Raw genomic sequence first — 18,468 nt, 5'->3', positions numbered from 1 at the left:
TCTATACAATATATTGCGTGGTTAATGCACAAATTTAGCCAGAATACGCTATTATTAATATCACGCGGGTTGTATGGGTAGCGCGCTCTTGCTACGAGGCGCAAGCGCGGTGTATCTTGACAAAACGGCTTTTACCAACGGTTTTGAGCAGCGTACGCGCAATACTGGCCATGACATCGTACAGGCTTGATGAAGTAGCGATACAGTCCCCATACGAGCCGCCGCCGACGCCGTCGATGGACAGGCTTCTAGACCAACAGGTAAGCATACTCTGCAACGCCGAGGGAATTAGCAGCCATGCCATGACTTCTATCCAGAGGATGTTCCTCACGCACTACCGCTGCTCCGCGTGCAAGCTGCTGCCACTGTACCGGCTGGACCTGTCGCACATCAAAAGGGCACGCTGCGGCAGGTGCGGACAACTGGTCTCCTTTACGACTGCAGGCAAGTACGGCAAGATGCGCAAAAAGCTTGCCGTGATGCTGTGGGAGGTGACGAAGGGAGGAGGAGGTGGAGGAGGAAAAGACATTGTTCGATAGCAGCATCGACGCCTTCTACGCCATCAGGAAAAGCGGCAGCGCAATGGACGTTCAGACAAGCATCGGCTACTTGAAGAACGGGATCAAGCGCTGCAGCGTCCAGGTGTCGTGCGACGGAGACGCCGCCGGCAGCAGTAGTAGTGGCGGCGCCTGTTATAGCATAGTGGCGTACGGACAGGAGGCCGATGCTCTATACCAGGAGGCGATAAAGTATTCGAAAAAGGAGCGACGAGTGATAATAGTTTAGAAAGAGTGTGGGGAGAAAAGAGCGAGAGAGAAAGCAAAAAGAAAAGAAGAAGAGGAGGATAGATTTTTTTTTCTAACCAAAGAGGGAAGACAGACCTTCCAGGGCTTCTTCCTCTTTCTTTTCGTCCTTCTTTTCTTCTTTGGCCGGGGCCGCTCCGCCTGCTGGCGCAGAAGCGCCGCCTGCCGGTGCTGCCGCTGCCACTGCGACTGGTGCAGCCTTTAGTGCCTCTTCAATGTTGACCTCTGAGAGGGCTGCGACGAGGGCTTTTACCCTTACGTCGTCTGGCGTCACGCCTGCAGCCTTGACAACGCTCTTGACATTATCTTCAGTGATATTCTGCTTTAGCTTGTGGAGAAGCAGAGCAGCGTATACGTATTCCATTGCAGAAGTCGTTCCGTTCCGCACCATATTTGAACTTAACGCATGTCGATCTGAATCCCCTAAATGAATTCCTTTGAAACTTCCCGCAAAACGATTTTCTGAGATTTCTATTTCAAAACGCTCGCAAATTTATTCCGGTAAATTTTTGCTAAAAATGGCATATCAATCATAATCTATTCATTTGGCGCCAGATAGCGGTTCCCTGCATAGGGGCTTTACATTCGTTCGGTAATCGTCTTAAAGTAATAGCCTGCATTCTTATTTCGACTAAAGTGGTGCGTATCTCGGATTACAGGAAACTCTAATAGAGCTGGTACCCATTTCATTTAAGTTTCTTGGATCTGCAACTTTGTCGAAAGAATATGTTTGAGCCAAGAAATGTAGCCCTGGCTGTAATAGCCGGCCTCGCAATACTGAGCGCGGCCGCAGTGCCAGGCTTCTTATTGACAACAGGAAATGCCTCTGCACAGGTTCAGCCAGGCAATGAAACAACAACAGACACGCCGCAAGGAAATGAAACATCTTCCTCGACACCAACAATTACCTTGACGCCTTCATCAGGCGCAGCAGGTAGCAACGTCACTATTGCAGGAAGTGGATTCTCGCCCTCTCAGACCTTCAACTTCACATTTGATGGAGGGTACATTCTGACCGGCAACATGGTTCAATTTGCGACGGGTGAGTTCAACACGACCGCACTCGTACCCGAGAACGCGACAAGCGGTGATCATGAGGTCAAGGCAGCAGGTAGCAGCGGAGAGAATTCAACTGCCACATTTACTGTAGGAGAGAACAATACAACTTCTGGTGCGGCTGGCAATGTCACATCAACTGGAAACGAAACCTCGATGACATCTCCGTCCGGAAATGAGACTTCGGTTGGGCCGGACAGCAATTCTACATCTATAGCGCCTCCTTCTGTCAACAATACCGCGACACCAATTCAGCCAGAATCCTAGTCGATGGGAACTGCCTCCAAAAGGCAGTACGTTCCATTATTTTTTCGCACACTAGAGTTAACACGAAATATCCATAATATATTCATGAGAAGGAAAATAAACAAATATGCAGCGATTCTTGATCTACCATTGTGTATTGATGGCAAATGATAGTTGAGAAGGATCGATTGAAGCAGGCTGTCCTGATGGCACTGGCCGATAAAGAGATTGTAAAGATCCTTGATTATGCTACACTGCGACCGAGATCCGTAAACGACGTTATCCGGGAGTTAGGCATCTCCCATAGCACCGCGTACCGTAAAATCAAATGGATGCTAGAAGAAGGCCTGCTCCTCACGGAAAAGATAGAAGTGACGCCCGATGGGAAAAAGTTCAGCCTCTTTCGGAGCACCCTAAAGTCAATAAACGCGAGGTACGAGCACGGGAAACTGGCCGTGGAAATCGAGTACAATGTCAACGTGCTAGAGAAAACCGCCGAGAGGCTTTTCTCCCTTTAGCCCTCTTGCATGCTGTCCGCCATTTTTTTGCCGCTTTTTCTGGAAAGGTAAAACCTCGTCCACAGCATGGCGCTGAACAGTCCCATGGCTAGAACGTGGATGTACAGCCCGGCGTTGTGGTAAGGCAAAAGCATCGTATACTGTTCGTGGAGGAGATCCACTATCTCGCCGGCTATCCATATGACGATGAACAGAGACAGCTGGAACTGGAAGCTTCTGACGCTCCTTGATTTCACCGCCAGCCACGCAAAAATCCCGAGGGCAACGACCAGCAGAACAAGAGTGAGGCCGCCCGTAGAAAGCGATATGCCTGCATCTGTCATCATAACCTGGCCGCCTCTTTTTTGCGTGATATGCCAAGGTACGTTATGCCAAATGCGATCAGAGCGACAATCGAGGCTGGCTCGAACACTCCGTCTGCCATCGACTCTAGCCCCTGCATCCTTACAATGTGGTAGATTCCGTGTGTTGCCACAAAGGCTGTCAACGCTACCGCTAGTATCCTCGTGTTCCCCTTCAGTCTCAGGCTCAGATAGGCCGGGATGACGGCCGCAAAGAAGATCAGCACCGCACTGACAAGGTCAAGCCAGCTTTCAATCGCCACTTTCTGCCGCATTGTTTTGCATCGGTGCGTGTTATAATGTTTGTAGTAGATTTCACAAGTGGCACTCAGTCGTGGGAATTGTGTACCTGATATAAGTACTGCAACCGCAAACCTGTTTGCACATGAATGCAAGAAAGGCGGCCGTTACACTCTTTATGGCTGCGATTCTTGGCGCTACACTAATACTTTCTATCGAGGCGCAGCGTGCGTCAGCAGCGAACGACAATGACGACAGTAGCAGCAACAGCATGGCGACAGCAGGGAAAGTCCAGACGCTGAAGGGCAAGATAGCAAGCGTCCAGATGGGAGCCGGCGGGCAGCCAGAATGGATCCAGTCAGGCATATGGGTCCTCAGGGTCTTCTCTTCCGATCCGCAGCACCCATCGGTCCAGCTCGTGGCAAAGTTTGACATGATCAAGCCGGACGGGACTGCCGCGCATTCGCACAGCATATACAATTTCAATGCAACAGAGATGTCACAAGAAGGAAACTCTGCTACAAAGGTGCTCAAGGGCACGGCGACCGTAACTATGAAAGAAGGCCCGGTTACAGGCGTGCAGCTGACCATAAAGGTGTTCAACAACGCGGTGATGGGGATGTGGATAGGCCCTGACAAGGTGGCTTCGCACTTTGGGACAGGCCCAGTTTACGGCACGCTTTCCACCAGTTCCAAGGCGGCTATGAAAAGCATGGATGGCACCGGCAACTCCACGGCGTCTAATCATACCAGTGCCATCAAGATGAGTGCGCAGGAGGTGAGCGAGACCTACCGGTGGTCGTCAACAAGCGACGGGACGATAAATCCCACACTAAAGATGACTGCCAACGCGGACAACACTGTGCAGATAGCAAACCCGACTGACGCCAAGCACGAGCTGGTAATAGAATCCAACGGCAAGGAACTTGCATCCAGCGGAGACATTGCGCCAAACGGCTCTGGGCAGCTTTCGTTCAAGCCTGCAACGGCTGGCACGTTTGAATACCACTGCGAGTACCATCCGGACACGATGAAGGGGACAATCGAGGTAGCATCAGCAGGCACCTCGTAATACCTTTCTTCTTCTTCTTCTTTTTTTAGAATGTGCAGTACCGGAGCGGCTCTTGGGCTCGCTCTCTTTTTCTTATTTGTTTCAAAAGAAAGCCTGCTTGCGTTGGCATGAACAATGTGTACATGATATGATATAGTGGACTGGGTGGGATTCGAACCCACGACCACCTACGTGTCCTCTGCCTGTATGACATACACACAGACATGCAAGGCAGGTATTCTACCGGACTAAACTACCAGCCCACAGACTTAACGCTGAAAAAATGATAATTTAAGTGTATTATTCTAATCCTTGCAGGTGGCCTTCTGCCTTCATCTTTTCGGCGTGAGCCGAGATGTAGCGCCAGATGATATCTGCTCTTTCAGACTGGAAATCCCAGGGCGCGACCAGGACAAGGTCGTTGTCGCGGATCCACATCCTACGCTTTATCTTGCCTCTTATGCGGCACGTGCGCACCTTGCCATCGGTACATTTAACAATGATGTTGTCGCCGCCGACCAGCTTTATCACGCGGCCTAGTAACTCGCCCTGCTGCGGCATGACCATTTCCTTCAGCTCTGATTCAGAAAGTACCTTTTTCTTGCCTATTTGTGGTCCCGACATTATTCCGAAAGATGGGGTTAAAAGTGTACTGCTCTAGCCTGCTCAACGCTTTTCATCCATTCCCGACCATATCCTGTGGATTTCTCAGGCCTTGCTCCGCGAGCCTGAGGTCCGCCGCGTGCGTTCCATACGTTATCTCAGGTTGCCACTGCAAATAATGATTTTTTTTGCACACAGGGTAGCGACGATTAAATAACGCTCCCAGTTTTGAAACAAACGGGCCGTTAGCTCAGCTTGGTGGAGCGTTCGACTGATAATCGAAAGGTCGAGGGTTCAAATCCCTTACGGCCCACCTAACTCTTCTCAAACAGCTACCAGACTTGCGGGTGCCCTTGGCATTATCCAGTGTACCGTGAGAAGCTCTTGATCACTTTCTCCAGAGATTCTGGGCTGCTGCTGTTGTTGTCAGGAAGTGAAGGATAAATGATTGGGTCAGTTACGCCAAGCCGGATGTACTCTGAGATCCTTTTGACGCACTCTTCAGCATTGCCATGAATGATTAGCCTGTCTGCCATCTCAGCGGGAACAAACCGCCACGCTTCACTTGAGCTAGTGTTCAGAGCCGCGTCTATTTTTGCCACCTCATTGGCAAAACCCATCCTCATGAAGCTATCATGATACGGAGGTATCGCACAGAACCTTGCTACTGCACGCCTTGCATCAAGTATCGATTCCTTCTCTGACACTACTGTAACAAAATGACAGGCAATCCTGAATTGATCCGCACGCCCTTTTCTAGTTACTGAGCGAATGGTGCGAACGGCACGATCGGTGTAATCTAGTGTTGGTAGCATCAAGACTACTCCATCAGCAACCTCCGCGACAGTCTTTACCATCCCTAGTCCCATGGCCGCGCCGTAGAGCGGAATGGAATACCTTGGAGTGAATCCGAGCTGGAAGTCTTGGATCTTGAAGAGAGAGCCTTGAAAAGAGGTTTTGGCACCAGAGAGGATACCGCGAAGCAACTGGAGCGTTTCGCGAAGTCTTGCCACTCTGTCTCCTGCGCTTGAACCCGAATCCTTCATCGGAGAGGAACCTGCACCAACGCCTAGAAGGAAGCGCCCTTGCGAGAGGTTTGACACGGTCGCCGCGCCCATCGCAAGCAGCGTAGGCAGACGCAGGCTCGCGTTTACAACTCCCGTGCAGATCCTTATCCTGTTTGTGACTTGCGAGAGAGCAGAGGCAAAGGCTACCGTGTCAACGTCGTTGACCTCGACAAGCCAGACACTCTGAAACCCTGCTTCCTCGGCAGCTCTGACCGGCTTTATAAAGAACCGAGGATCGTCAAGACACCTGATGGCTATTCCCAGATTCGGTAGCTGCATACAATGTTGTAATGCAATCTAAAAATAGATAAAGAATCCTGAGCCAACAACAACAAGAAAAGTCCTGCATATGTTCACCAACGCCTATGCCTACGATAAATTCATGGGTCGGTGGAGTCGCCTGATTGCGCCACGCCTGGCAGAATTTGCAGGGATTCCTGATAGCGGCGGCAAGATCCTTGATGCTGGTTGTGGCATAGGCGTCCTAGCTTTTGCCATCGCTGAATCTAGACCTCTCTGCCATGTAGTGGGCATCGACACTTCCCAAGAGTATATCAGCTACGCCAAATCCCGCAACAATTACTCCGACAGGGTTCACTTTGAAATTGGTAACGTACAAAACCTTGCCTTTCCTGACGCAGCATTTGATGATAGCCTATCTCTGCTTGCGCTCAACTTCGTCCCAAATGCACCTAGGGCACTCTCTGAAATGAAGAGGGTAACAAAACCCGGAGGGCGAATTGCCGCGGCGGTGTGGGATTATGGCGACGGTATGGAGATGTTACGAGTGTTTTGGGATGCCGCGGTGGCTGTGGACGCAAACGCTAGCAGGCTTCATGAGAAGCATATGCCACTGTGCCGCACAGGCGAGCTCTCCGACCTGTGGAGGTCTGCTGCACTTGATGATATCCACGAACAGCCACTGGAAGTTGAGATGAATTTCAAATCTTTTCAGGACTATTGGGAGCCCTTCCTGACGGGTCAAGGCCCGGCCGGCGCATACGTGAAACGTGTCGGCCGCGACCGCCTATCAATCCTGCGTGAGGAAGTAAAAAGACAATTGAGACTTCAAGATGAGGCAGCCCCGTTTATCCTTCGCGGCCGAGTTTGGGCTGTACGCGGTTCCGTCCATGAGTCAAGATAACATGAGATACTGTATCACCGAACAGCACGAAAAGTAATTTTCGAGCGGTTTTTCAAATCCAAAGGTCAAGCCAGCTTTCATTTGTCACTTTTTGCCTGGTCTTTCTCTCTTGCCTGTTTTCTGCATAATGCTCTATTATATTTTGTAGCGTTGATACCAAGAGTGGCATTCAGCAGTGGGAATCGTGTCCTGTCTATAAAAGTGGTAAAACTAGATAATTTGACTTGCATATGAACGCAACAAAAAAGACCAAGACTGTTGTTCCGATAGTTATCGCAGTGGCAGTCCTAGGCGCTGCAATAGCCGTATTGTCTTCTTCTGCTGCTGGAACACAGCAGAATAATGTATCAGCAACAACAGCAGCATCACCCGCAACCGGTGGCAGCCCATCAAGCTATACCACGACTTCCGCTGCTGCTACTACCTCTCCTATAAAACTGAGTGCAAAGGAAGTAGATGAAACCTACCGGTGGTTAACAAGCGATGGCGGAAACAACCCGACGCTCAAAATGACTGCCAACGCGGACAACACTGTGCAGATAGCAAACCCGACTGACGCCAAGCACGAGCTGGTAATAGAATCCAACGGCAAGGAACTTGCATCCAGCGGAGACATTGCGCCAAACGGCTCTGGGCAGCTTTCGTTCAAGCCTGCAACGGCTGGCACGTTTGAATACCACTGCGAGTACCATCCGGACACGATGAAGGGGACAATCGAGGTAGCATCAGCAGGCACCTCGTAATACCTTTCTTCTTCTTTTTCCCTCAAAAAACACCTGCAGATGCTCCTGACGGGTCAAGGCCCGACATGCTCGTATGTGAAGCATGTTGTCTCTAAACAGTACGAAAATTACTCATCATGCGATTCTCCGCCCCCCCCAAAAGATCAAGCCAAAATGTCAGCGTCGTTTAGTAAACACTAAAAATTACCGGCAAAATCTCCTATTTTGGGTATTCTTTTATAATTCAACCTTGCCATATGGCACATGTCCTGCACATTAGATGATCTTAGATCGGCCGCTGGCGGCAGTACCTTGGGCGTAAACCTGATACCCTTTTCCACTCTACGCAGCGATGCAGCTAACGCTGCTGCGGAGGTGACGCGCAGAAAGAGCGAGGCCGAAATCGATACAAATACGCTGAAAAACCAAAAGGAGAGCAAACTGTACGACATAAAGCAGCTCAAGGAAAAGATTGCAAACGAAGAAAGAGTAGAAGAAACCTTGCGCCGCAAAGACAACATCGATGAATGGAAAAAGGAGATTGAAGAGAGTAACGACCGAATCAGCGAGATCAACGAAAAAATGACGAAGGGATTGGAAGCGCTTGACCGGCTTGCAGAGGCCCGCGCCAAATTGCGGGAATATTTCGACGAAGCCAAGAGCCAACTGTCTGATCTGAGGTCAAATCCTGAACGTGCATTAGGAAGCAGCCCCTCAGACGAAGACAAGAAGAAATTAGAAGAGTACATTAGGGTCATCTTGGGCGAGATTGAAGATGAAGAAAAGGGTCACAGGCAGGCCGAGGACGAGCTCCAGACATCTAGAAACAAGATCAAAGAAATACTTGCCAAAACTGAATAGGAAAGAAATCCAAGAGCCGTTGAAGAAAATGATGCCTGTGAAAGCGGGCAACTATTCTCTCTCTCTACACGTTCTTCTGCAATTGACCCCCGAACATTTTTCCTTGTAGCAATAAATCCGGGCTGCGCAAAGTAACGTCGTGAGCGTTGATCTTACCTCTGTCGCGGCATCGGTAGGCGTAGGCGGCGTCGCGGGCTTTGTCATTGGCTATGCGATAAAAAAAATCCTGAAAATAGTGATGGTGATAATCGGGCTGTTTCTGGCTGCGCTTGCGTATCTGGCCAGCCAGGGTGTGATCTCTGTAAACTGGGACAAGATAGGTTCGGCCTCCACTTCAACCCTCGTGGGGATACAGAATGCGACGATAGGCGCGACGCCCGGCGCCGCGGACCAAGTGATGATGGCGCTTGCAAACATCGGCATTCCCCTCACAGGCAGTTTTGCGGCCGCGTTTGCGCTTGGGTTTATGAAGGGCTAAGCTATAGAAGAATCTCCGATATTGCTTAAATCCTAGAGCCGCAGTTGAGAGACGTTGCTCCAGCCGCTGCTGATGCAGGCCGAAGCGTTGATAGCCGCACTCGCCCTCGTCTTTGGGCTCTTGATCCTGTGGGTACTGGTCTCGATACCTGTGTGGATTGCGGCAAAAGTGGTGACTGTCGGAAAAGCCCGCTTTACGCGAGCGATGCTGGTGACTGCTGCCGGCCCCATAGTCTATGCCATTGTGTTCTTTCTCTCTAGCGCTATCCTGCACATGACGCTTGGAGAAAAGATATTCATAACTACTGTAGCTTTCATCCTTGCGTTCATTGCCTGGATAGGCGTCTTCAAGCTGGGCTTTGACACAGGGTGGCTGCGCGCGCTAGGAATTGCCATCCTTGCGACCATAGTGTTTGCCGTGATAGGCACGATAATCACGATAGGCTTGCAGGCGCTGATACCTCAGGCCCCGCCGATAACGCCGTTCCCTACGTTCTAGCCGTCACGAGGGCGTACTGGCGCTCGGCCCAGTCTATCATGCCCTGCAGGTCCTTTGCCGCATAGTCGGCGTTTTCGCCGGCTACAGCTTCTGCCTCTGGGGCATAGGCGGCAAGGCGCAATTCGCCCTTGAGCCGGCCCCTCATGCCCTTTATGGTAGATGTGATGAAGCGCAGCGGGCCCTCGCCGGAGGAAAACACACACATCATCATCAATCCGTGCTTGTTTCCCCACGCTTTGTTCACGTAGCGCTGCAGGTCGATGTCGAAAAACGGGTCGATGTCCTGCTCGACGCTTCCGACGTAGCGCGAATCCCATCCAAGTATCTGAAACACGACGGCCGCGCTTCTGGCAAGGTGCGCCCTGTCATCGGTGCCTGCAATGCAGAGCACGTGGGCGTTCATCTTGGGTTCAGCAGGATGCGCGTTGAACTTGACTAAATCAACGAGCTCGCCCATCATGGAGGCAAGGTGCGCGCGCTCTGTCTTGCCAAGCCTGCCCCTGCTGTACAGTTCACCCACCGTGTTTGCAGCGGGCAGGATGACGTCTGTTATCATCTTTACCTGGTCTATGTTGGAGTTGAGCACGCTTATCAAGAGCCTGCGGGCCTGCTCTTCCTCGCCGGCAAGCGCAAAGTCGATGAGCCTCTGTTGCACCTGCACATAGTTGACGGGAAACTCGATGTCCGAGATGCCGGTTTCCAGAAACCACACGTTGACGGTGCCGGCCTTTTTCTTTTTCACGAGGCCCATCGTGTGCATGATGTCGAGGTATTTCGTGATCGTCATGCGGTTTATGCCCGTCTTGTCGGCAAGCTCGACTCCTGAAAGGCCGGTGCCGGCGTTCTCTAGCACGTCGACTATTTTGCGCTTGACTTCGTCGAGCGTGTAGCGCCGGTACATTGACATGTACCAACAGCCCTACCGGAAGATAAAAACCCTTACCGATGTTGCTGCTTCTTCCTTGGCATCTTTCTGGAGTTCGAAATCAGGTCGGTGAGCGCGTTGAACGCCTTTCCTACCTGGTCCATCCGCACGAGCATGATGGTGTCCGTGTAGCAGCTGACTGTGTCTTCAATGTTGATGTGCCTGCGCGCAAGCTGGTTGTAGAACGCAATGGCGCACCCCGGCGTCTTTATAATCTCCTCCGGGCTGTGCACGATGATTGCCGCAAGGTCGTCTTCCACCTCCAGCACGTCGTCGTGCGCAAACATGGCCTTGACGCCGTCGAGTAGCACGTCGTCAAACACTAGTGTGATGGACATGATGCTCTCTGACACGCTGATAAAGTTGTCAACGTTCTGCGTAAGCGACTTGGCGACCTTTTCAATCGTCCTTTTGCTCTTTGCTGCTGATACTTTTGCGACATCAGTCTTGACGCTGACCGTGCTTCCTGCAAGGATGGCCGCAATCGGGCGCTCTGGTACGTCATAGTCGCGCCTGGAGCGTTTTAGCGCCGTCACTATGCTTTCGACGCTGGTGTTCTTGCCGCCGAGCATTTGGTCTATCTGCGGCTTGACAATCCTTGCCAGCGCGCTAATGTTGCAGTAATCGCGCTGCAGCGAATCCTGGAAAGAGAGGTCGTTGTTGACGACTTCCTTTACCGCGTTTGTAATGGATTTCTCGTTGACCGACATCGGTCACTATCACCCTGATTTAGGTCAATCTTGACCAAAAAATATAAATGTAATGTTTGAAACGAAATGCACGTTCATGACAAACAAAGTGGTCCTGGCCTATTCTGGCGGCCTCGACACGTCCGTCTGCATCAGGTACCTGCAGACCCTGCACAAGATGGACGTTATCACTGTAACGGTAGATTGCGGCCAGGACGACGATTTTGCAGAGATTGAAAGGCGTGCAAAGGCGATAGGCGCCATAAAGCACGTCTACATAGACGCCAAGGACGAGTTTGCCAGAGATTACGTCATCCCAAGCATCAAGGCAAACGGCCTGTACCAGGGCAAGTATCCATTGGCAACGGCGCTTGCACGCCCGCTCATCGCGGCCAAGACGGTGGAAGTCGCGACAAAAGAAAACGCGGTTGCAATAGCGCACGGCTGCACCGGCAAAGGCAATGATCAAATCCGCTTTGACGTCACCATGCGGGCTCTCAGGCCCGACCTGAAGATAATCGCCCCCATCCGCGACATGAACCTCACGAGAGACGTCGAGATAAAGTACGCCAAGGAACAGAACATCCAGATAAGCACCGCGGCAAAAAAATACAGCATTGACCTCAACCTCTGGGGCCGCGCCGTGGAAGGTGGTAACATTGAGGACGCCGATTTCGAGCCTCCGGAAGAGGCGTTCCAATTCATCAATTTCAAAAACGACAAGGCCGGCTACGTCGACATCGAGTTCGACCAGGGCGTGCCTGTTGCTGTAGACGGCAAGCGCATGCCGCTTACCGACCTGATACAGTACGTCAACGACAAGGCCGGCGCGCACGGCGTCGGGATCGTTGATCACGTCGAGGACCGCGTCGTGGGAATAAAGTCGCGTGAAGTGTACGAGGCGCCGGCAGCAGTGACCATAATCGAGGCCCACCGCGACCTCGAAAAGATGGTGCTGACCAAGCACGAGCTTGCCTTCAAGCGCTCGGTGGACGATCAGTGGAGCTGGCTTGCGTACGCCGGCCTGTGGCAGGACCCGCTGCGCACGGACCTGGATAGGTTTATAGACGCGACTCAGGCCCGCGTCAGCGGAAAAGTGCGGGTAAAGCTCCAGCGCGGATCAATCCGCGTGGTCGGAAGGCAGTCACGCTACTCCCTATACAAAAACGACCTGGCGACGTATGCGGCCGGGTCGACCTTTGACCAGTCACTGGCAAAGGGCTTTGTCGAGCTATGGGGGCTGCAGTCGATAATAGCAAACTCGGTTGCAGAGACGGCCGGCAAGAAACAGCAGCAACAATAAGAAAAAGTAGTAGGAGAGAAAAATAGAAAATGAAAAAAGAATGCCAAGAATGTGGAGCCGACATCAACATCCCGGAAGACGCAGTGGTGGGAGAGATAGTGACCTGCCCCGACTGCGGAGGCGACTTTGAAATCGCCACCAAGGCGGCGGACAAGGTAGAGTTGAAGCCGGCAGAAACAGTAGGCGAAGATTGGGGACAGTAGTCGGTAATGGTCGAGGTCTGCATAATCTACGACAAGGTGCGCTTTGAGGAAAAGGCGCTCTACGACAAGGCTCTTGAGAAAGGCTTGAAGGCGCAGATGGTAGATGGGAAAAACATTACCGTCGGCACCGAAAGCAAAAAGGGCGACCTTGCACTCGGCGACGTAGTGATGCAGAGAAGCGTGAGCCATTACCGGGGCCTCTACCTCACCGCCTGCCTTGAATTTCTTGATTATCCTGTTATTAACAAGTTCCAGACGGCAGAGAGGTGCGGAAACAAGCTGGTCACGTCCCTTGTTCTGGCCAAGAACAACATCCCTACGCCAAAGACCCAGATGGCGTTTTCAGCCGAGTCTGCAATCGAAGTCATACGCAAGACCGGCCTGCCGCTTGTCCTAAAGCCGATAGTGGGCTCGTGGGGCAGGGGCGTCTTTCCTCTGCGCGACGACGAGACTGCAAGCATGATAGTCGAGATGAGGGAGGAAAACGACAGCCCGCTTGCAAGGATATACTACGTGCAGGAAATGATAGACAGGCCGCCACGCGACATACGGTGCATTGTAGTAGGCGACAGGGTCGTGACGGCAATATACCGCTATTCCGCAGAAAACGAGTGGCGCACAAACGTCGCCCGTGGAGGCAAGGCAGAGCTAGCGCCAATAACAAAAGAGCTTGAAGACTTGGCGCTGCGCGCGGCAAAGGCGGTAGGCGGCGGAATCGTGGGCGTCGATTTGATGGAAGACAAGGGCCGCGGGCTTGTGGTTCACGAGGTGAACAACACCGTGGAATTCCGAGGAGCGGCGAGCGTCTCTACGAACGACATTCCCGACGCAATGATCGACTACGCCGTGAGCCTTGTGAAGAAGTAAGTGACCAATTTCGGTCACTATTGACCCTTATTAGGTCAAATATGTCCAAAAAATATAAATGAGGATTTTTAAGGCAGAACCATCATAACAATGCATCTCGTGAACATGATGATGGAGGACATTTTGCAATGAAGGTTGGAGTTGTAGGCGCATCAGGCTACGTCGGTGGCGAGCTTCTCAGGCTACTCGTGACGCACCCCAAGGCTGAAGTCACCATGGTTACATCGCGCCAAAAGGCAGGCGAGTACGTGCAGAGGGTGCACCCTAGCTTGAAGGGCTTTATCGACCTCACCTTCTCGCCGATGGACATGGAAAAGCTGGCCAACAACTGCGACATGGTGTTCACGTCGGTGCCGCACGGAAAAGCCAACAAGATAGTAAAAGACCTGTACGACAGGGGAGTAAAGATAATCGACCTTTCGGCAGACTTTCGCTTAAAGAACCCCAAGGATTACATAAAGTGGTACGGCTGGGAGCACCCGTTCCCTGATATGCTGTCCAAGTCGGTCTACGGCGTGCCGGAATTGCACCGCGAGGAGATAAAGAAGGCGCAGCTGGTGTCATGCCCGGGCTGCATGGCAGTGACATCTTTGCTGGCGCTAAAGCCTCTGATCGAGAACAACCTCATCGACACCGAGCACGTGGTGGTAGACAGCAAGATAGGCTCATCGGGCGCCGGACAAAAGGCAAACGCCGGCACGCACCATGCCATGCGCTACGGAGTAGTCAGGCCGTACAAGCCTGCCAAGCACCGGCACACCGGCGAGATAGAGCAAGAGCTGTCGATGATAGCAAAGAAGCAGATCAAGGTCAGCATGAGCCCGCACGCAGTCAACATCGTCCGTGGCATCCTGACCACCAACCATACGTTCCTCAAGCGCAAGGTGGAAGAGCTGGAGCTGTGGAAGATGTATCGCAACTCGTACAAGGGCGAGCCGTTTGTCCGGCTCATCCGCGACAAAAAGGGCCTATACAAGTTCCCCGACCCCAAGTTCGTTGTCGGCTCGAACTTTTGCGACGTCGGCTTTGACATTGACGAGGACAACCAGAGGATTGTTGCGCTCTCGGCGTCTGATAATCTCATGAAGGGCGCGGCTGGCTCCGCAGTGCAGGTCATGAACGTGATGTTTGGCTATGATGAGACTGAGGGCCTGAGGTACACCCCTCTGACTCCGGTATGATAGTCATAAAGATAGGGGGAAGCGTAGTCGACGGTCTGCACCCGTCAACGCTTGCCGACATCAAGGCGATAGCAGAGAAAGAAAAGCTAGTATTCGTCCACGGAGGTGGCAAGGAGGTGACTGCGACGGCGACCAAGCTGGGCAAGGAGCAGAAATTCATCGTCTCGCCCGGCGGCGTGCGCAGCAGGTACACTGACAAAGAGACTGCCGACATTTACACGATGGTCATGTCTGGCAAAATAAACAAGGCCATTGTCGGCATGTTGCTGCGCCAGGGAATAAAGGCAGTTGGCGTAGCCGGAGTCGACGGGGGCATACTGAAGGCAGAGCGCAAGAAAAAGCTGATGGTGATAAACGAGAAAGGGAGGAAGATGGTGATAGACGGCGGATACACCGGCAAGATAAACGACGTCGACCCTTCACTCGTAAACACTCTTGTAAACAATGGCTACGTGCCGGTGGTGTCTCCTATTGCACTCTCTGAAGAATTTGATTTTCTCAATGTGGACGGCGACAGGGCTGCCGCATACGTGGCCGGCGGAATAAAGGCCGACAAGGTAATATTCATAACAAACGTCAATGGCCTGATGCTCAACGAAAAACTCGTCACTGGCTTGACTCTGGAGCAGGCAAAAGCGACCCTGCCAAAGATAGGCTTTGGCATGGAAAAGAAGGTGCTTGCCTGCACGGAGGCGCTAGAGATGGGAGTAAAGGAAGCCATAATTGCGTCCGGACAGGTCGACAACCCTGTGTCGTCAGCTATCGCGCACAACAACTGCACGGTGATAACCCCAAAATGAACGGCGAGGACAACTACCTAGGCACGCTGTACCAGAGGTTCCCCGTAAATGTCGCAAGGGGCAAGGAAGCCCGGGTTTGGGACGTAAACGGCAAGGAATACATCGACTGCATGGGAGGATACGGCGTCGCGCTCGTAGGCCACTGCAACGACCGCGTCGTTGAAGCCATTAAAAAGCAAGCAGAGACCCTGATAACCGCGCACATGTCAGTCTATAACGAGACGCGCCTTGAATTCATGAAGAAAATGGCGCAAGTGGCGCCGCCGGGATTGACCAAGATGTTCTTTACAAACTCGGGTGCCGAGTCTGTGGAAGCGGCGCTAAAGTTTGCAAGGAAATTCACCGGCAAGCCCGGCGTTATTGCAATGAGCGGCGCCTACCACGGCAAGACGTTTGGCGCGCTTTCTGTCACATACAACGAGAAATACCGCAAGGCGTTCATGCCGCTCCTTGAGGGGGTAAAGTTCGTCCCGTACGGAGAGCCGGCGAAACTTGAAGAGGCCATAGACGACTCTATCGGCGCGGTGATACTGGAGCCGATACAAGGTGAGACCGGTATCATAGTGCCGCCTGACGACCTCATACCCAAGATCCGCGACATATGCAACCGCAGAAACCTCGTGCTGATATTTGACGAAATACAGGCAGGACTTGGCAGGACAGGCAAGATGTGGGCAGGGCAGAACTGGAACACGACGCCGGACATCATGTGCCTTGCAAAGGGCATCGCCGGCGGAGTCCCGATGGGTCTCGTACTGACTAAACCGGAGATAATGGACGCTATGAAGCTGGGCGAGCACTCATCTACCTTTGGCGCAAGCCCTCTAGCCTGCGCGGCGGCTTCTGCGACACTAGAGGCGCTGACCACTGACGGGCTAGTGGACAATGCCGCCAAGACTGGCAAGGTGTTCAAGGAAAAGCTGCTGGCCCTTAAGGAGCGCCACAAAATAATCCGAGAGGTTCGCGGCCTTGGAATGATGCTTGGAGTCGAGCTCCGCTTTGAGGTAAAAGATGTGCTCTTTGACGGAATCAGCAACGGACTGCTTATACTGTACTCGGGAAGAAACATCTTGCGCCTGCTTCCGCCACTTGTGATGAACGAAGCGACGGTTTCCCGCGCAGTTGAAATAATGGATGCGGTACTTACAAGGGAGGAACAGAGAAGAAATGTCAATTAGCAACATGGACGAGACAGACGAAAAGATAATCCGCATCCTGCAGACCGATTCGAGAAAGGCATTCGTGGACATTGCAAACGAGATCGGTCTGTCCGAGTCGGCCGTGAGAAGGCGCGTTAAGAACCTCACGGACAGCGGCATAGTAAAGCGCTTTACGATAGAACTAGGCGCGTCGGACAAGACGAGTGCAATAACGCTCATCTCGGTAAGTTCTACCGCCGACACCTCGGCAGTCTCGCAGAGGTTGATGAAGCTTGCCGGCGTCGAAGTGGTCTACGAGATAACAGGTCAATATGACATTGCCGCCATAATCGCTGCACCTGCAATCGTCGAGATAAACAAGTGCATCGACGACATACGCAAGATAGAGGGCGTGTCCGACACGAACACCGTCATAATACTAAAGACGATGCGCTAACCTAGCGTAGATCCGCCCTAGGGTAGGGCACATCCTTGTTGTTTTGCTATTGATAGATATATTGCATGTTCGGCCCTATTAAGCCCGCTATAACCCGTACTTTACTCCATCTTTTCCTTTTGACTTTCTCTTATCACGAGAATCAGCGCAATATATCTCGGTGACGATTGCATGAAAGTAGAAACACCTAGCAGCAGCATATGGTCCAACAGGTTCATAGCATCGGCGATAATTCAGGGCGCGGCAATCACCCTGCTTACCGCGTCGTTTATTGGAGTGCAGTTTCTCTTTTCGTCCAACAGCATCAACATCATACAGATCCTCTCGCTGTCATTTGAAGGGCCGGCCAAGTGGATATTTCTCGGCTACCTATTCTACATGATACTTATTGTCGCAATAGCGACCACGGCGATATTCTACAGCCACCTGGAGGTCAGCCTGCAAAAGAGGATTCATGGAGTCAGGTCTGCACTTGCGTGGGCCAACCTTGTAGGAATGAACGTCGGAGGCGCCGCAGTGACGTTGATGATGGTGTATGCGGGGCTCGCCGGCTCCGGCGTGCTTGGCGTGATTGCCGGCGATGGTGGAGCAGCTGGCCTAAAGGCGAATCCTGCAATAATGGAGCAGTTCATCACTCCCATTGCAGCGTTTGCAGGGTTGTTGATAATAGGAGTAGTCGCAGGCGGGCTGGCATACATTACGACTTATTTTCAGAAAAAGCCGCCTGCATCGCACGGCAACAACAGCATCGACATGGAAAAAATCGGGAGCATCTGATCTCCCCCCCCTCTCTATTTTTTTAGCCCTGTTGTTTAAAGCAGTTCATATATTACCTATTGCAAGATCAATCCGTATGTCCAACAGACCGCACGCCGACCCGGACACTCAAAAGCACAGGGAAAAGTGTAACTTGCTTCTTGCAATCTCGCCTCGCATACGCTATGCTGGCGTTATGAACAAGTTTGGAAGGACGCTTGCCGGCGGCCTGCGCAAAGGAGTCGTCCCGCTCTTAAAGCCTGACGAGGCACGCAACGAGTATTTCATAGAAGCTACGCGCGAGCAGCTGAGGAAAAGCTTCGAGCGGTCGATAGGCAAAACAGAATACACCCTGACCGAGAACGAAAAGGTAAAGATATTGACTCTGACAAACGAGGACAACTTTTACTACATCACTATGGACAAGGAAACGCCGGCTGCCGAAGTAGCCAAGATAATCGAGTCAGCCAAAAAGCTGGCCAGGTAGTTCTCCGCTGGCAGGCAACATACGCCCGCTCGA

26 protein-coding genes and 2 tRNA genes are annotated in these 18,468 nt (G+C 52.2%); 20 read left to right on the top strand and 8 right to left on the bottom strand.

All coding sequences use genetic code 11. From position 1 onward, the window contains the following. Nucleotides 1–170 precede the first annotated feature (170 nt). Both ACYOR7_RS11210 and ACYOR7_RS11205 read left to right on the top strand, forming a co-directional pair. Nucleotides 171–539: a hypothetical protein gene (locus tag ACYOR7_RS11210; RefSeq protein WP_479913983.1), complete on the top strand. Its 369-nt coding sequence runs from the start codon at nt 171–173 to the stop codon at nt 537–539. Next, nucleotides 529–786 carry a hypothetical protein gene (locus ACYOR7_RS11205; RefSeq protein ID WP_479913982.1) on the top strand — a complete coding sequence of 86 codons (258 nt, stop codon included), beginning with the start codon at nt 529–531 and terminating at the stop codon, nt 784–786. The genes ACYOR7_RS11210 and ACYOR7_RS11205 overlap by 11 nt, the downstream gene beginning before the upstream one ends. A 72-nt stretch (nt 787–858) precedes the next feature. Here the strand turns inward: ACYOR7_RS11205 and rpl12p are convergent, their stop codons facing one another. Next, on the bottom strand, nt 859–1,167 hold the full coding sequence (gene rpl12p, locus ACYOR7_RS11200) for a 50S ribosomal protein P1 (protein ID WP_075054810.1): 309 nt from the start codon (nt 1,165–1,167) through the stop codon (nt 859–861). Nucleotides 1,168–1,529: 362 nt separating this feature from the next. Between rpl12p and ACYOR7_RS11195 the strand changes: the two genes are divergently transcribed. Both ACYOR7_RS11195 and ACYOR7_RS11190 read left to right on the top strand, forming a co-directional pair. Next, nucleotides 1,530–2,126 (top strand): hypothetical protein, encoded by a 597-nt coding sequence (locus tag ACYOR7_RS11195; protein WP_479913981.1) that lies wholly within the window; start codon nt 1,530–1,532, stop codon nt 2,124–2,126. A 146-nt stretch (nt 2,127–2,272) separates the two neighbouring features. Further along, nucleotides 2,273–2,623, top strand: a complete 351-nt coding sequence (locus ACYOR7_RS11190; RefSeq protein ID WP_479913980.1) for a winged helix-turn-helix domain-containing protein — start codon at nt 2,273–2,275, stop codon at nt 2,621–2,623. On the opposite strand, the gene ACYOR7_RS11185 is transcribed toward ACYOR7_RS11190, so the two are convergent. Together ACYOR7_RS11185 and ACYOR7_RS11180 are read right to left on the bottom strand one after the other, a co-directional pair. After that, nucleotides 2,620–2,949: a hypothetical protein gene (locus ACYOR7_RS11185; RefSeq protein ID WP_294808532.1), complete on the bottom strand. Its 330-nt coding sequence runs from the start codon at nt 2,947–2,949 to the stop codon at nt 2,620–2,622. The two genes, ACYOR7_RS11190 and ACYOR7_RS11185, sit on opposite strands and share 4 nt — an antisense overlap. Beyond that, the gene (locus ACYOR7_RS11180) at nt 2,946–3,227 is read right to left on the bottom strand and encodes a hypothetical protein (RefSeq protein WP_294808530.1); all 282 of its coding nucleotides are present in this window, start codon (nt 3,225–3,227) and stop codon (nt 2,946–2,948) included. Before ACYOR7_RS11180 ends, ACYOR7_RS11185 begins: the two co-directional genes overlap by 4 nt. Before the next feature lie 122 nt (nt 3,228–3,349). On the opposite strand from ACYOR7_RS11180, the gene ACYOR7_RS11175 reads away from it, so the two are divergent. Beyond that, entirely contained in the window at nt 3,350–4,276 is a 927-nt protein-coding gene (locus tag ACYOR7_RS11175; RefSeq protein ID WP_479913979.1) for a cupredoxin domain-containing protein, read from the top strand. A 136-nt stretch (nt 4,277–4,412) separates the two neighbouring features. On the opposite strand, the gene ACYOR7_RS11170 is transcribed toward ACYOR7_RS11175, so the two are convergent. Together ACYOR7_RS11170 and ACYOR7_RS11165 are read right to left on the bottom strand one after the other, a co-directional pair. After that, a tRNA-Ala gene (locus tag ACYOR7_RS11170) sits at nt 4,413–4,518 on the bottom strand. A gap of 37 nt (nt 4,519–4,555) precedes the next feature. Next, nucleotides 4,556–4,879 carry a translation initiation factor eIF-1A gene (locus ACYOR7_RS11165; protein WP_294805984.1) on the bottom strand — a complete coding sequence of 108 codons (324 nt, stop codon included), beginning with the start codon at nt 4,877–4,879 and terminating at the stop codon, nt 4,556–4,558. Nucleotides 4,880–5,097: 218 nt separating this feature from the next. Here ACYOR7_RS11165 and ACYOR7_RS11160 point away from each other — a divergent pair. Then, nucleotides 5,098–5,171: transfer RNA gene (locus ACYOR7_RS11160), tRNA-Ile, on the top strand. Between the two features lie 46 nt (nt 5,172–5,217). Here the strand turns inward: ACYOR7_RS11160 and ACYOR7_RS11155 are convergent. Further along, nucleotides 5,218–6,204, bottom strand: coding sequence for an LLM class flavin-dependent oxidoreductase (locus ACYOR7_RS11155; protein WP_479913978.1), 987 nt, complete (start codon nt 6,202–6,204; stop codon nt 5,218–5,220). Between the two features lie 70 nt (nt 6,205–6,274). Between ACYOR7_RS11155 and ACYOR7_RS11150 the strand changes: the two genes are divergently transcribed. The 5 genes from ACYOR7_RS11150 to ACYOR7_RS11130 all read left to right on the top strand — a co-directional run bounded on the left by ACYOR7_RS11150 (nt 6,275) and on the right by ACYOR7_RS11130 (nt 9,628). Beyond that, complete coding sequence (locus ACYOR7_RS11150; RefSeq protein WP_479913977.1) at nt 6,275–7,069, top strand: class I SAM-dependent methyltransferase; 795 nt, start codon at nt 6,275–6,277, stop codon at nt 7,067–7,069. A 230-nt stretch (nt 7,070–7,299) separates the two neighbouring features. Beyond that, nucleotides 7,300–7,812 (top strand): cupredoxin domain-containing protein, encoded by a 513-nt coding sequence (locus tag ACYOR7_RS11145; protein ID WP_479913976.1) that lies wholly within the window; start codon nt 7,300–7,302, stop codon nt 7,810–7,812. A 291-nt stretch (nt 7,813–8,103) separates the two neighbouring features. Beyond that, complete coding sequence (locus ACYOR7_RS11140; protein ID WP_479913975.1) at nt 8,104–8,652, top strand: hypothetical protein; 549 nt, start codon at nt 8,104–8,106, stop codon at nt 8,650–8,652. Between the two features lie 139 nt (nt 8,653–8,791). Next, nucleotides 8,792–9,130: an FUN14 domain-containing protein gene (locus tag ACYOR7_RS11135; RefSeq protein ID WP_479913974.1), complete on the top strand. Its 339-nt coding sequence runs from the start codon at nt 8,792–8,794 to the stop codon at nt 9,128–9,130. A 54-nt stretch (nt 9,131–9,184) separates the two neighbouring features. Further along, nucleotides 9,185–9,628, top strand: coding sequence for a hypothetical protein (locus ACYOR7_RS11130; RefSeq protein WP_479913973.1), 444 nt, complete (start codon nt 9,185–9,187; stop codon nt 9,626–9,628). Here the strand turns inward: ACYOR7_RS11130 and ACYOR7_RS11125 are convergent. Continuing rightward, a complete protein-coding gene (locus ACYOR7_RS11125; RefSeq protein WP_479913972.1) occupies nt 9,618–10,535 on the bottom strand; it encodes a helix-turn-helix transcriptional regulator in 918 nt (305 codons plus the stop codon). The genes ACYOR7_RS11130 and ACYOR7_RS11125 overlap by 11 nt on opposite strands. A 32-nt stretch (nt 10,536–10,567) precedes the next feature. Next, nucleotides 10,568–11,263 (bottom strand): ACT domain-containing protein, encoded by a 696-nt coding sequence (locus ACYOR7_RS11120; RefSeq protein ID WP_294805997.1) that lies wholly within the window; start codon nt 11,261–11,263, stop codon nt 10,568–10,570. Nucleotides 11,264–11,339: 76 nt separating this feature from the next. On the opposite strand from ACYOR7_RS11120, the gene ACYOR7_RS11115 reads away from it, so the two are divergent. From ACYOR7_RS11115 to ACYOR7_RS11075, 9 genes are all read left to right on the top strand, one after another. Further along, nucleotides 11,340–12,545, top strand: a complete 1,206-nt coding sequence (locus tag ACYOR7_RS11115) for an argininosuccinate synthase (protein ID WP_294805999.1) — start codon at nt 11,340–11,342, stop codon at nt 12,543–12,545. A 29-nt stretch (nt 12,546–12,574) separates the two neighbouring features. Further along, complete coding sequence (gene lysW/argW / locus ACYOR7_RS11110) at nt 12,575–12,748, top strand: alpha-aminoadipate/glutamate carrier protein LysW (protein WP_294806001.1); 174 nt, start codon at nt 12,575–12,577, stop codon at nt 12,746–12,748. A 6-nt stretch (nt 12,749–12,754) separates the two neighbouring features. Continuing rightward, a complete protein-coding gene (lysX, locus tag ACYOR7_RS11105) occupies nt 12,755–13,615 on the top strand; it encodes a lysine biosynthesis protein LysX (protein ID WP_479913971.1) in 861 nt (286 codons plus the stop codon). A 128-nt stretch (nt 13,616–13,743) separates the two neighbouring features. Next, on the top strand, nt 13,744–14,796 hold the full coding sequence (argC, locus tag ACYOR7_RS11100; RefSeq protein ID WP_294806004.1) for an N-acetyl-gamma-glutamyl-phosphate reductase: 1,053 nt from the start codon (nt 13,744–13,746) through the stop codon (nt 14,794–14,796). After that, entirely contained in the window at nt 14,793–15,596 is an 804-nt protein-coding gene (locus tag ACYOR7_RS11095; RefSeq protein ID WP_479913970.1) for a [LysW]-aminoadipate/[LysW]-glutamate kinase, read from the top strand. The genes argC and ACYOR7_RS11095 overlap by 4 nt, the downstream gene beginning before the upstream one ends. Beyond that, on the top strand, nt 15,593–16,774 hold the full coding sequence (locus ACYOR7_RS11090) for an aspartate aminotransferase family protein (RefSeq protein ID WP_479913969.1): 1,182 nt from the start codon (nt 15,593–15,595) through the stop codon (nt 16,772–16,774). The genes ACYOR7_RS11095 and ACYOR7_RS11090 overlap by 4 nt, the downstream gene beginning before the upstream one ends. Beyond that, the gene (lysM, locus tag ACYOR7_RS11085; RefSeq protein WP_294806008.1) at nt 16,764–17,192 is read left to right on the top strand and encodes an HTH-type transcriptional regulator LysM; all 429 of its coding nucleotides are present in this window, start codon (nt 16,764–16,766) and stop codon (nt 17,190–17,192) included. The genes ACYOR7_RS11090 and lysM overlap by 11 nt, the downstream gene beginning before the upstream one ends. A gap of 171 nt (nt 17,193–17,363) precedes the next feature. Next, nucleotides 17,364–17,969 carry a hypothetical protein gene (locus ACYOR7_RS11080; RefSeq protein WP_479913968.1) on the top strand — a complete coding sequence of 202 codons (606 nt, stop codon included), beginning with the start codon at nt 17,364–17,366 and terminating at the stop codon, nt 17,967–17,969. Nucleotides 17,970–18,045: 76 nt separating this feature from the next. Continuing rightward, entirely contained in the window at nt 18,046–18,435 is a 390-nt protein-coding gene (locus ACYOR7_RS11075; RefSeq protein ID WP_479913967.1) for a hypothetical protein, read from the top strand. The last annotated feature ends 33 nt before the right edge of the window (nt 18,436–18,468 follow it).

It is taken from the genome of Candidatus Nitrososphaera sp. 86-2 (genome assembly GCF_056726185.1).
The sequence above is the reverse complement of the archived record's forward strand: the minus strand, read 5'-3'. Positions and strand labels throughout refer to the sequence as shown.

Coding starts and splice junctions, on each gene's coding strand:
- ACYOR7_RS11210 (WP_479913983.1), top strand. CDS start 171: ATGACATCGTACAGGCTTGATGAAGTAGCGATACAGTCCCCATACGAG.
- rpl12p (WP_075054810.1), bottom strand. CDS start 1,167: ATGGAATACGTATACGCTGCTCTGCTTCTCCACAAGCTAAAGCAGAAT.
- ACYOR7_RS11195 (WP_479913981.1), top strand. CDS start 1,530: ATGTTTGAGCCAAGAAATGTAGCCCTGGCTGTAATAGCCGGCCTCGCA.
- ACYOR7_RS11190 (WP_479913980.1), top strand. CDS start 2,273: ATGATAGTTGAGAAGGATCGATTGAAGCAGGCTGTCCTGATGGCACTG.
- ACYOR7_RS11185 (WP_294808532.1), bottom strand. CDS start 2,949: ATGATGACAGATGCAGGCATATCGCTTTCTACGGGCGGCCTCACTCTT.
- ACYOR7_RS11175 (WP_479913979.1), top strand. CDS start 3,350: ATGAATGCAAGAAAGGCGGCCGTTACACTCTTTATGGCTGCGATTCTT.
- ACYOR7_RS11165 (WP_294805984.1), bottom strand. CDS start 4,879: ATGTCGGGACCACAAATAGGCAAGAAAAAGGTACTTTCTGAATCAGAG.
- ACYOR7_RS11155 (WP_479913978.1), bottom strand. CDS start 6,204: ATGCAGCTACCGAATCTGGGAATAGCCATCAGGTGTCTTGACGATCCT.
- ACYOR7_RS11150 (WP_479913977.1), top strand. CDS start 6,275: ATGTTCACCAACGCCTATGCCTACGATAAATTCATGGGTCGGTGGAGT.
- ACYOR7_RS11145 (WP_479913976.1), top strand. CDS start 7,300: ATGAACGCAACAAAAAAGACCAAGACTGTTGTTCCGATAGTTATCGCA.
- ACYOR7_RS11125 (WP_479913972.1), bottom strand. CDS start 10,535: ATGTCAATGTACCGGCGCTACACGCTCGACGAAGTCAAGCGCAAAATA.
- ACYOR7_RS11120 (WP_294805997.1), bottom strand. CDS start 11,263: ATGTCGGTCAACGAGAAATCCATTACAAACGCGGTAAAGGAAGTCGTC.
- ACYOR7_RS11115 (WP_294805999.1), top strand. CDS start 11,340: ATGACAAACAAAGTGGTCCTGGCCTATTCTGGCGGCCTCGACACGTCC.
- lysW/argW (WP_294806001.1), top strand. CDS start 12,575: ATGAAAAAAGAATGCCAAGAATGTGGAGCCGACATCAACATCCCGGAA.
- lysX (WP_479913971.1), top strand. CDS start 12,755: ATGGTCGAGGTCTGCATAATCTACGACAAGGTGCGCTTTGAGGAAAAG.
- argC (WP_294806004.1), top strand. CDS start 13,744: ATGAAGGTTGGAGTTGTAGGCGCATCAGGCTACGTCGGTGGCGAGCTT.
- ACYOR7_RS11095 (WP_479913970.1), top strand. CDS start 14,793: ATGATAGTCATAAAGATAGGGGGAAGCGTAGTCGACGGTCTGCACCCG.
- ACYOR7_RS11090 (WP_479913969.1), top strand. CDS start 15,593: ATGAACGGCGAGGACAACTACCTAGGCACGCTGTACCAGAGGTTCCCC.
- lysM (WP_294806008.1), top strand. CDS start 16,764: ATGTCAATTAGCAACATGGACGAGACAGACGAAAAGATAATCCGCATC.
- ACYOR7_RS11080 (WP_479913968.1), top strand. CDS start 17,364: ATGAAAGTAGAAACACCTAGCAGCAGCATATGGTCCAACAGGTTCATA.
- ACYOR7_RS11075 (WP_479913967.1), top strand. CDS start 18,046: ATGTCCAACAGACCGCACGCCGACCCGGACACTCAAAAGCACAGGGAA.